The organism is Leeuwenhoekiella parthenopeia (assembly GCF_020782115.1).
Classification (GTDB): Bacteria; Bacteroidota; Bacteroidia; order Flavobacteriales; family Flavobacteriaceae; genus Leeuwenhoekiella; species Leeuwenhoekiella parthenopeia.
In genome coordinates this window covers 1-10,854 of record NZ_JAJGMW010000021.1, presented here as the reverse complement: position 1 = coordinate 10,854, position 10,854 = coordinate 1, and the positions used below count along the sequence as shown (strand labels likewise).

The 10,854-nt window shown below is 41.5% G+C and carries 9 protein-coding genes; 8 read left to right on the top strand and 1 reads right to left on the bottom strand.

Features of this window, described 5'->3' with window-relative positions; all coding sequences use genetic code 11:
- The first annotated feature begins 142 nt into the window (after positions 1 to 142).
- Complete coding sequence (locus LLW17_RS14370) at positions 143 to 739, top strand: YdeI/OmpD-associated family protein (RefSeq protein ID WP_228230987.1); 597 nt, start codon at positions 143 to 145, stop codon at positions 737 to 739.
- Between the two features lie 122 nt (positions 740 to 861).
- Complete coding sequence (locus LLW17_RS14365) at positions 862 to 1,683, top strand: alpha/beta hydrolase (protein WP_228230986.1); 822 nt, start codon at positions 862 to 864, stop codon at positions 1,681 to 1,683.
- 97 nt (positions 1,684 to 1,780) lie between these two features.
- On the opposite strand, the gene LLW17_RS14360 is transcribed toward LLW17_RS14365, so the two are convergent.
- A complete protein-coding gene (locus LLW17_RS14360; protein WP_228230985.1) occupies positions 1,781 to 3,076 on the bottom strand; it encodes an NAD(P)/FAD-dependent oxidoreductase in 1,296 nt (431 codons plus the stop codon).
- A 124-nt stretch (positions 3,077 to 3,200) separates the two neighbouring features.
- On the opposite strand from LLW17_RS14360, the gene LLW17_RS14355 reads away from it, so the two are divergent.
- The 6 genes from LLW17_RS14355 to LLW17_RS14330 all read left to right on the top strand — a co-directional run bounded on the left by LLW17_RS14355 (position 3,201) and on the right by LLW17_RS14330 (position 10,303).
- On the top strand, positions 3,201 to 3,695 hold the full coding sequence (locus tag LLW17_RS14355) for an RNA polymerase sigma factor (RefSeq protein ID WP_228230984.1): 495 nt from the start codon (positions 3,201 to 3,203) through the stop codon (positions 3,693 to 3,695).
- 6 nt (positions 3,696 to 3,701) lie between these two features.
- Positions 3,702 to 4,343, top strand: a complete 642-nt coding sequence (locus LLW17_RS14350) for a DUF8845 family protein (protein WP_228230983.1) — start codon at positions 3,702 to 3,704, stop codon at positions 4,341 to 4,343.
- Positions 4,344 to 4,506: 163 nt separating this feature from the next.
- Entirely contained in the window at positions 4,507 to 7,413 is a 2,907-nt protein-coding gene (locus tag LLW17_RS14345) for a PEP/pyruvate-binding domain-containing protein (RefSeq protein ID WP_228230982.1), read from the top strand.
- A gap of 102 nt (positions 7,414 to 7,515) precedes the next feature.
- Positions 7,516 to 8,802, top strand: a complete 1,287-nt coding sequence (locus tag LLW17_RS14340; RefSeq protein ID WP_228230981.1) for a serine hydrolase — start codon at positions 7,516 to 7,518, stop codon at positions 8,800 to 8,802.
- 250 nt (positions 8,803 to 9,052) lie between these two features.
- Positions 9,053 to 9,811, top strand: coding sequence for a hypothetical protein (locus tag LLW17_RS14335; RefSeq protein WP_228230980.1), 759 nt, complete (start codon positions 9,053 to 9,055; stop codon positions 9,809 to 9,811).
- A 129-nt stretch (positions 9,812 to 9,940) separates the two neighbouring features.
- Entirely contained in the window at positions 9,941 to 10,303 is a 363-nt protein-coding gene (locus LLW17_RS14330; RefSeq protein ID WP_228230979.1) for a hypothetical protein, read from the top strand.
- Positions 10,304 to 10,854: the final 551 nt, after the last annotated feature.

Genomic DNA, 10,854 nt, shown 5'->3' with positions numbered 1-10,854 from the left:
TGTTTTGTGCCATTTTGATCACGTATTAGTAGTACTAATGTAATACGAAAAAGATTCCGTTTTAAAATTTAACAGGAGCGTTTTAGTTAATTTTATAGTTAATTTTTTATGCTAAAAAAGTCTCCAAAATTCCCAACCAAAAATGAACGAGTCCAGCAAAATCAAGGCCTATTTTGAGCAGGAGCATGAGTTTAAAGATGCCCTCTTAAAGCTCCGGGCTATTTTTCAGGAAACCGAACTCACCGAAACCTTTAAATGGAACAGTCCGGTCTATACTTTGAACGGCAAAAACGTCGCAGGACTCGCCCGGTTTAAAAATCATTTTGGCGTTTGGTTTTTCCACGGAGCCCTGTTGCAAGACCCAAAAAAATTGCTTTTTAATGCGCAGGAAGGCAAGACCAAAGCACTGAGACAGCTGCGTTACGAGAGGATTTCTGATATTGATAAAGTTCAGCTTAAAGACTTTTTGAAACAGGCGATTTCGAATCAGAAAAAGGGACTTGACATCAAAACGGCATCTTCAGGCAGTGAGGTGGCTCTTCCTGATGAATTAAAGCAGGCTTTTGCCATTCATTTCGGTTTAGAAGATGAATTTCATACTCTTACTCCCGGTCTACAAAAAGAATATGCCGAGTATATAACAGCTGCCAAACAACCGAAAACCCGTCTAAGCCGGCTCGAAAAGGCAATCCCATTGATTAAAAAACGTGTCGGATTAAATGATAAATACAAAAAGTAGCCAGGACTAAAAAAACTAAACAAGCTCGCTAACCACCGTGTAACCACACCTCCAATCTTGTTATTGAAAAATGGGAATAAAAGCTGAAAAGCGACGTTAGTATCTTAAACCAACTCTAAACCATGCGAATATTTTATCTGCTCATAGCCGTTTTAATCACCAGCTGCGCTTCTGTAAAGCAGGAAGACATCACCTACATAAAAGGTGATTACACCGCTTCTGCCGAAGAACCCAAACTCAATGTTTTTAAGCCTAAAGATTCACTCAATCCACACGATGTATTGATTTTTGTGCACGGCGGAAACTGGAATAGCGGTAATAAAGAAACCTATTCGGTTGTGGGTCGCAATTTTGCGCGTAAAGATTATGTGGCGGTAGTGCCCGGTTATACGCTGAGTCCTTATGTGAACTATGATGGGATGACCCGGGAAATCGCTGAAGCCATACGCTGGACGCACGAGAACATCGCCAACTATGGTGGTAAACCCGACCGGATCTTTCTAATGGGACATTCTGCCGGTGGCCATCTGGTTGCTCTGGCTACGATGAGCCCGGATTACCTCAACAACCCCGATTATATAAAAGGAATCATTCTGGATGATGCGGCAGGCCTTGATATGTATGAGTATCTTCAGGAAAATCCGCCTACTGGTGAGGATTATTACGACGTGACCTGGACCAAAAATGAGGACGAATGGAAGAAAGCTTCTCCTTTTTATTATTTAGACGAAAAGACTCCGCCTATCCTGATGTTTTTAGGCACCAAGACGTATCCTTCTCTGTATTATTACAACGATTTGTTTTATCAAAAACTGAAAGAATACCAGCCCGAAGCAGAATTGATTATCCTGAATAAAAATCACACCGGTATGGTCACGCAGTTCTTTTCGCCCCTAAGTTCGCGATTTGGAGAAATCAAGGAGTTTACAGAAGGTATCGATTAACTTGTTTAATCTAGGCCAGGTTTAGAAACGTTAAACAATTTGTAATCCCTAAGGCTTCGACAGGCTCAGCCTGACACAAGCCTGACACACAAACATACTAGTCCTCTTCTGCAATGATTTTATTCTGTTTAAAAGGCCGAACGATTAAGCGCGCCGCCTTGTCGTAGTTGATGTAACTATAAGTCCAATTGAAGAACGTGACCACCCGGTTTCTAAAACCTACCAAAAACCAGAGGTGAATAAACATCCAGATAAACCAGGCGAAGAAGCCCCCAAATTGCAGTTTACCAATATCAACAACCGCTTTGTTTCGGCCTATGGTCGCCATAGAGCCTTTATCAAAGTATTCAAAAGGGTTAAGGTCTTTACCCTTTTCCATATTGATGAAATTCTTGCCCAGATTTTTACCCTGCTGAATGGCGGGCTGAGCCACCTGTGGGTGTCCTTTGGGCCAGTCTTCGGTCTCCATTAAGGCGATGTCGCCAATGGCATAAATATCTTCAAAACCGGCCACCCTGTTATATACGTCCACCTTATACCGGTTGAGTTTCGGTAAAAGTGAGGTAGACTCAAAACCTTCAATAGATGCCCCGGTTACACCTGCAGACCAGATAAAGGTAGCGGTATCAAGCGTAAGATCACCTTTGGTAGTCACACGATTGTTTTCATAATTGGCTACAAAAGTTTCCAGGTGTATGATTACGCCCATATCCTCTAAAAACTTTTGAGCTTTGGCAGATGATTTTTCACTAAAAGGCGGCAATACGCGGTCTGCTCCTTCAATCAAATGTATTTCGATTTCTGAAATGTCCATATCCGGATAATCGGCCTGTAGGACGTTAGAACGCAGTTCGGCAATCGCACCGCTAAGCTCTACCCCTGTTGGGCCGGCACCGGCGATGACAAATCTTAGAAATTCCTTCCGCTTAACAGGATCGTTGGTACGATTTGCCTTTTCCAGATTTTCAAACATCAAACTGCGAATGTTCAGTGCCTGTGGCAAACTCTTCATCCAGACTGCATTCTCTTCAATTGTTTTGTTTCCGAAGAAATTGGTTCGGGTGCCGGTTGCAATCACCAGATGATCGTAGGAGATATCACCAATATCGGTACGTACTTTTTTAAGCGCTGTATCAATACGTTTCACTTCCGCTATGCGGAAATGCATATTTTTTTGATTGCGAATAATTTTGCGCAAGGGGTAAGCTATCGACTCCGGCTCGAGTCCTGATGTAGAGACCTGATAGAGTAAAGGCTGAAAGGTGTGAAAATTGCGTTTGTCAAGTAAAACGACCTGATAATCTGTTTTTTTTAACTTCTTGATCAGGTTCATTCCTCCAAATCCCCCACCTATGATTACGATGCGAGGCTTTTGAGAATCAGGGATATTCATAGCGGTTAGTTTATCGTAAAGTTAAGACACAGCGCAGAGACGGCTTAATCTTTATCAATATTTTAGCACTAGCTGTAACAATGTTAAGCTCGGGTATACTAATTTCATAACTAACAATTCAAAATTGGATCCGCAACTTGAAAAACAATTTGTAACCCAGCTAGAGGCTAACCAGAACATCGTGCATAAAATCTGCCGATTGTACACGCACGACCGGGAGTCACATAATGATTTATTTCAGGAGATTACTATACAGCTCTTCAAGGCCTACCCTAAATTTAGAGGGGATGCCAAGTTTAGTACCTGGATGTATCGGGTGGCACTCAACACGGCCATAACGCTGTACCGCAAGAAAAAGCGCAGTATACCTACTACAGACTACGATAATGTGATGTTTAAAATCGCAAGTACCGAGTATGATAATACGGTAGAAGAGCAGCTTAAGTTAATGTACGCAGCCATACGCCAACTCAATGATATCGACAAGGCTTTAGTCTTCCTGTACCTCGAAGACAAACCCTACAGTGAGATATCTGAAACTCTGGGAATAAGTGAGGTTAACGCGCGGGTAAAGATGAACCGCGTGAAAAGCAAATTAAAAGAATTATTAAATGTGTAGCACCCGATGGATGAACTTGAATTTTTAAAACAGGACTGGAAGCGGCAGGAAGCCGATCTACCCGTAGTGAGCACAGACTCCATATATAAAATGACCCATAAACGCTCTTCATCGCTGATGAAGTGGTTGCTTTATGTTTCCATTTTGGAATTTGTGTTTTGGACGTTCCTCAATGTCATAAGCATAAATGCAGAACAAATTGACAAATTTAAAGAGCTACACCTTCTTGAGTTTGATATTGTTCTAACAATCATTCAATACGCGGTTCTCGGATTTTTTATCTACTGTTTTTATAAAACGTATAAAGAGGTCGAAACCACTTCAAGCACCCGAAAACTGATGAAAAACATCTTAAGAGTGCGAAAAATTGTTAACGCATACGTGATCTACAATCTGGTAATGGTTATTCTGGTAAGCATTGTTGTTTTTGTGGCAAGCGCAGCTTATGACCCTAAATTTGACAGCCTGTATGTGATTGATCCCGATGGTTCTAAACACCTACCCTTAAGCATTATCGCTACGTTTACCGGTTCTATTCTAATCTTCACGCTAGTGATCTGGCTGTTTTACAAATTACTCTATGGTATCCTGTTAAAACGCCTCAAAGACAATTATAAAAAGCTCAGTAAACTCGAAATGGAAGAATAGGGTTATTGGGTTATTTAAAATATCTAATCCAAAACGGTAAACAGAAAACTGAAAACCAAATCCTTAAATTTTGAATCAACTTTTCGACTTTTAAGAAAATCATAAACTTTTTTAAGCCATTCTTAACAGGGCTTGCACTTACATTTGTGGCAAACAACCATTTATGCAAACTGCACTACGTCTGGCCTTCGGAATTCTAATGATTATCGGGTTTAAGGCTACAGCCCAGGAATACGCTGCCGAAAGCATCAAAAACACCATTCAGGAATTTAAAAATGATCCGCGAGGTCCCTACCTGCGCATCCGCTGGTTCTGTGAAGACGGCACGATGCGGGAGCCCAAAGATCCCTGCCCGGAAGGCGTAGATGGTATTCAGCACGCCAGTTATAAGGAAATCACTAAAAATCTTGCTAAGCGCAATAAGTTATACTTTGGTGAAATTCTCGCCGCCGCAGACAAACAGGAATTTTGGGATGCCTCAAATGAGCACAGCCGCCTCAAACAATACCAACTGGGAAACTACCTGAAAAGTGTAGATAATGGCTGGATTCTGGAAAAAGCACAATTCTACCGCGGTGCCATTCAGTCTGAAGATGAAGAAGCCTGGGGTATTGAGTTTTTTGAATGGCTTTTAAAAGACGATGCCCGTCTGGAAGCCAATTACTACCTCATCCGCCAGGCGCTTAAAGACATTCCACATGCCGGAGACGACAACCTAGCCCAGCGGATGCGCAGTGAATCAAAAGTAATTGCTGAAGAATTCCCTAAATTTATGGATGCCCGTGTGAAAATTCACGGCCAGCCCGATGTAAGTGATGTGGCTTTGGTTCAAAATTTTATGCAGCAGTATAATGATCAGCTTTCAGGGGACCTGAAAACCGATTTAAACCAACTGCTGGAAACTATGCGCGAGTACTATGCTCCCATAAATTTTACGGCACTCAACAAACGGGTAAGCAGCCTTAAAAGCAACCCCGATGTAAAAACTTCCCTGCTTCAGTTTACCAAGGCAAATACGTTTGAAACCCCCGCAGATTCTTTGATCCCTCAGATCAGTGATTTGCTGTGCAACATACGCACCCAGATCACTCAGGTAAAAAGTGCCAAAGAGCGCCTGGAGCTTTTGGACATTTCGCTCAAATTAGAAGATGTTTTACTCAAAAAAGCACCGGAATGGGAACCTTCAAGCCTTCGTGAACTTTTAAATAAAGTATATCAGTTGAGTTATGCCACTGCCGGCACCGGCCTCATCGAAGTCTGGGAATGGGATGAAGTAAACGGCATCCTCGCTCCTATCGCATACACCAATGTTTCGCAGGGCGAACTCAACACCATATTAAACACCGCACGCAATGTAGTGCAATGGAGCGCCGCAATGGCTAAAGCTACCTATGACGGTGTGGTTGAAGATTACACCGCTTTTGAACCCCTTTCTCAGGGCTTCATAGACGATCGCGTACGCTCGTCTGTGGCGCTTCCGTTAGGGAAAGCCGTTAGTGAATTGGGCGATTTTATTTCCCAACGTTCCAATCTGGAGAACAATGTGATGCAAATTGCAGATCAAAGTGCCATTCACGGACTCAACCCCGGCTATGCGATGGGCGAACTGGTGGTAGTTCCCGGTAATCCTGACGGTGTGGAAGTAGACAATCAAAAAATATACATCTTTAAGCGTCCGCCTTCAGACCTCAAACCGGTTGCGGGGATTGCTACTGTAGATGAAGGAAACCTGGTTTCTCACGTGCAGCTGTTGGCCCGGAATCTGGGTATACCCAACGCTGCTTTAAGCGATGCCAACCTCGAAGATCTGGAAGCCTATAACGGTAAGACCGTATTTTACGCGGTTTCTAATAAAGGAACGGTTATTTTAAAACCGGCTTCAGAAATGACGCGCGAAGAAGAGCAACTTTTCAGCAAAGAAGAGCGCAGCCAGGCCAAAATCGCGGTACCTATTGAAAAAATTCAGCTCGATAAAAAAAACATCCTCAATATGCGGGATATCGATGCTTCGGCAAGTGGTATTCTGGCAGGGCCAAAAGCTGCTAACTTAGGTCAGCTTAAGAAAATGTTCCCCGATAAAGTAGTGGAAGGTCTGGTGATCCCTTTCGGAATTTTTAGAGATCATATGAATTTACCAATGCCCGGTCAGGGTAAAAGTTACTGGCAGTTTCTTACCGATATGTTTGCTTCCGCGGAAGCGAAACGCCAGGCCGGCACACCCGAATCTCAGGTAGAAGCTTTTCAACTGGCACAACTGGCCACGCTGCGCGATGCGATCAACGCGATGCAACTGAAGCCTCAATTTGTAAGTGAACTGCGCAGTTCGTTTTCAAAAATATTCGGTTCGCCAATCGGGCAGACTCCGGTTTTTCTGCGCAGCGACACCAATATGGAAGACCTTAAGGAATTTACCGGTGCCGGACTCAACCTCACCCTTTTCAACGTGGTACAGGAACAGCAAATTCTGGACGGTATTAAAAAAGTATGGGCCTCGCCGTATACTGAGCGCAGTTTTAAATGGAGACAGGCATACCTCTCTAATCCGGAAAATGTCTTCCCTTCCATTCTGGTTATTCCCAGCGTAGACGTAGATTACAGCGGGGTGATGATCACCAAAGGGATCAATGAAGGCACCGATGAAGATCTTACCGTGGCCTTTAGCCGTGGAGCCGGTGGCGCTGTAGACGGTCAGGCTGCCGAAACCCGTCTGGTGACTGCACAGGGAGATCGCCTCCTGGCGCCCGCCCGTCAGCCCGATTACATCAGGCTTCCGGCAACGGGAAGTACAAAAGGCTATTCGACCACCTTTGAATCGCCCATTCTCAATGCGCAGAATATTGAAAGCTTGCGCGAAGTAGCTCGTGAAATACGCACCAAAATTCCGCAGGAAACCAATACCGATTACGACGGGGCTTATGATGTGGAGCTCGGGTTTCAGGACAACAAACTCTGGTTATTCCAAATACGTCCGTTTGTAGAAAATAAAAATGCCTTAAGCAACGGCTATCTCGATTCGATTTCGCCTAAAACCGACGCCGGAGCGTTTATAGAACTCGACAGCGCCTTATAAACAACCGATTAGTAAAGCCCATACCGGGCATTTAATAAATCAACCAATACCTGTGCGGCAATCAAAACACAGATTGCCTGCGGTAAACAAATTTGAAATGAGATGAAAAAAGCCTTACTGTTTATTCCACTCGCATTGCTGGCCGTGCTTAGCTTTATGCCCGCAGGCACCTATCCTATTGACGGTTATGAACGTACCGGGATAGACCGCCTCGCTTACCTGCAAAAAATAGTACGCGACAGCATCAAATATACCCGCATCCCGCCCGGAGCCTACCTTTCTATAGATGATATCAAATTACGTCTGACTTCAAAAGCAGACAGCGCAATCGCCTATATGAAAGAAGATCCCGAATTTCAGAAGAAAATTGGCGGACTCTTTTACGGTTTGGATCAAAGCTACTCGATCTCGGTACTCGATATGACCGATACCACCAACCTGAAATACGCTGCCCGTAACGAGACCCGCGGTTATCAGCCCGGTAGTGTAGGCAAATTGGCCATACTGGTAGCTATTTTTGACCAGCTTGAAAAATTATGTCCCGATGATTGGGGCGCGCGCGTAAATCTGCTGAAATACAAACGTGTAAAGGGTGGTCCTTTTGCCGTTTACGATCATCATACCATCCCCATCTACGATATCGAAAAAGATAAACTCTCGAAAAGACAGGCTCAGGAAAGCGATGTGTTTAGCCTGTATGAGTGGATTGACCATATGGTGGCGGTAAGCAACAACGGTGCAGCCAGTGTGGTGTATCGGGAGGCTTTGTTGCTAAAGGTTTTTGGCGAAAAATACTTTAACCTTACCGATGAGGAAGCTATGCAATGGTTTAAAGATACCGATCGTGCCGAGGTGACCCGCCTGGCAAACGAAGTGGTAAACGAACCCCTGCGCGAAATGGGAATCACCGAAGACGAATGGCGCCTGGGTGGCTTTTTCACCAACGGCGGGGAACGCTATGTAGGCCGAATGGGCGGCAGTATTGGTTCGCCTAAAGGTTTGATGAAATTTCTCATCAATCTGGAACAGGGGAAAGCCATTGATTCGCTCTCAAGCCTGGAGATGAAACGGATAATGTACCAGACCGAGCGTCGTATACGCTATGCCTACTCGCACGATCTCGACTCGGCTGCTGTATATTTTAAAAGCGGAAGCTTTTACAAATGCGATAAAAGTAAAGGCGGTTGCGGTGATTATGCCGGTAATGTGTTTAACTATATGAACTCGGTAATCATTGTGGAGCATCCCGGTGGCGGGCCTAAGTACATCGTATGTCTAATGACCAACGTACTGCGTAAAAACTCAGCTACAGACCATATGTACCTGGCCGGGCGTATTGATAAAGCCATTAGAGAAGAACAGGAAACTACTACCGCTACGGGACAGTAGCAACCGGTTTTAAAACAACGTACAACCCGCTTTAGAGTAATCTTTAGAGCGGGTTTTTTATTGGAAAAAACGGCTAATCACCGGTTACTGAGGAATTCCGTAAAAAGATCTGAATAGAATGAATTATATTTAGCCTGATTAAGGGTTTATTAGGCGTACGCAAACGCTGGTAAACGTTTACAATGGATTATAAAAAGGATATAACAGTATATTTTTTACTGTTATGCGATTGTTGTGGGTAATGCTGAAAATGACAAAGACATTAATATTTTTATTTTTAATACTAATAATTTTCTCTTGTAAAAAAGAAATTAAACCTTTCTTTGATTGTCCAGATGAAAGTTGGCCAGATTGTGGAATTTATTCAAGAAATGACAGTATCATATTTTGTGACACAACAAGAGTCAATCTTGTTTCGGGTGAACACAAAAAATACGAGGTTTTAGCCACTTATAAAAATAAAATTGAATATTTGAGTAAGCGAAAATCTAGTAGTGGATCTGAAACAATTTATAACCTAAAAACAGGAAAAGTTATAAGAAACGAATTTGGTCCCTATTTAAAATCGTATAAAGATGGTAGACTCATAATAGAACCAATCAGAATGTTCTTTTATTGGGATAAAAAGTATGAAGAAAATAATTGGATTCAAAAATATTATTCTGTTTTTAGAGAGGAAATTTATGTGGAAAATGACAGTATTAAAACAACGAAAAAAGAATTTATTTTAGAACCACCCTTAATCAATAATAGAGCTTTAAAAAGTGCAAATGAATATTTCGAGGAAACTATTGAATTGAAAAATAAAAAACTTGATGATTTAGAAAGGAATCTATGGTCGCTTCAAGAAATCTTATTGACTTGTGCAATCAATGGAGATAAAATTTCAAAAGAAAGGCTTTTAAATTTTCAAATATTTTTTCCGAGTTATGACAAGGAAAGACTTAATAAAAGTATTGAAATATTGAAATTGTATGAACAAAAAGCACATACCCACAACAGTGTATAACCGCAATTACGGCGGATTCGGCTGCGTCCGAATCCACTCGGAATTGCTAAAGTCAGTGCCTAACCGAAAATTAACGGATATTAACCCGTAACTGACGGTTATACGTGACTGTTGTGCATAATTTAAGAAATGCGAAAACTGATTCCAATATTAGTGATTTTATGTTTGACTTTTAGCTGTAAAATGTCGAACCTGACCGATATTGAAAAACGTTATTTGCTTACTGACAGCGGAAATAAAAAATTCTTTCTGATTGATTTTATAAAAGAAAATCAAGAAAATGGAAAACTGGGAGAAATTCCAATGGTAATTGTAAATGGAGAACCTTTTACCTATCATTATAAAGAGACAGATAAAAAAATTGAAATCTCTAAAAATGACATTAAGCGGATTGAAATAATGGAATCGGAAAAAAGTATTCCTTTGTTTGGAAGTGCTGGTAAATATGGAATTGTTAAACTCTACACTTACGTAAATAAAACAAGGGAATAAAAACTATACAGAATACCGGCTATACCGCTGTAAGACATTTTGACGAACACAAGAGAAAATTGAAAGTAAAAGAATGAGAAAGATTTTAGCTGTTTTAGTTAGTCTCTTTTAGTTGGAATTCCGACTGCAATCATCTTTTATTTTTTTTCTTATAGTATAGTTGAACTTATTGGAAAAGAAAATTATGCTTTAATGATTTTTGGATTGGCGTTTCTGATTTTGGTTTGGGATGTATATAAGAAAGTCTTGAAATTCTTAAAACGCTCATAACTCAACATTTAAAAAAAGAAAATGATAAAAGACAGCCTAAAAATAATTTCAATTTCATTTTTAGTTTTTTTCTCGATATCAATTTTGACAGTTATAAATCATCTGAGCATCCCCCCATTTGTAGGGCAGTTTTCAGCTTAAATTAAGTTCCGGCTATATTGACTAAGCTGCTTTTTGTTGTTTGTTTAAATACTTTACCAGCGGTATTTCGTTTTCTATTCCCTGATGCCTTCTTTTTGTATTGTAATAACTAAAATACGTTTTTAATTGTTGGTATAGAT

Excerpts from the sequence above, each read along its gene's own strand:
- LLW17_RS14370 (WP_228230987.1), top strand. The coding sequence starts at position 143 with ATGAACGAGTCCAGCAAAATCAAGGCCTATTTTGAGCAGGAGCATGAG.
- LLW17_RS14360 (WP_228230985.1), bottom strand. The coding sequence starts at position 3,076 with ATGAATATCCCTGATTCTCAAAAGCCTCGCATCGTAATCATAGGTGGG.
- LLW17_RS14340 (WP_228230981.1), top strand. The coding sequence starts at position 7,516 with ATGAAAAAAGCCTTACTGTTTATTCCACTCGCATTGCTGGCCGTGCTT.
- LLW17_RS14345 (WP_228230982.1), top strand. The coding sequence starts at position 4,507 with ATGCAAACTGCACTACGTCTGGCCTTCGGAATTCTAATGATTATCGGG.
- LLW17_RS14365 (WP_228230986.1), top strand. The coding sequence starts at position 862 with ATGCGAATATTTTATCTGCTCATAGCCGTTTTAATCACCAGCTGCGCT.
- LLW17_RS14330 (WP_228230979.1), top strand. The coding sequence starts at position 9,941 with ATGCGAAAACTGATTCCAATATTAGTGATTTTATGTTTGACTTTTAGC.
- LLW17_RS14350 (WP_228230983.1), top strand. The coding sequence starts at position 3,702 with ATGGATGAACTTGAATTTTTAAAACAGGACTGGAAGCGGCAGGAAGCC.
- LLW17_RS14335 (WP_228230980.1), top strand. The coding sequence starts at position 9,053 with ATGACAAAGACATTAATATTTTTATTTTTAATACTAATAATTTTCTCT.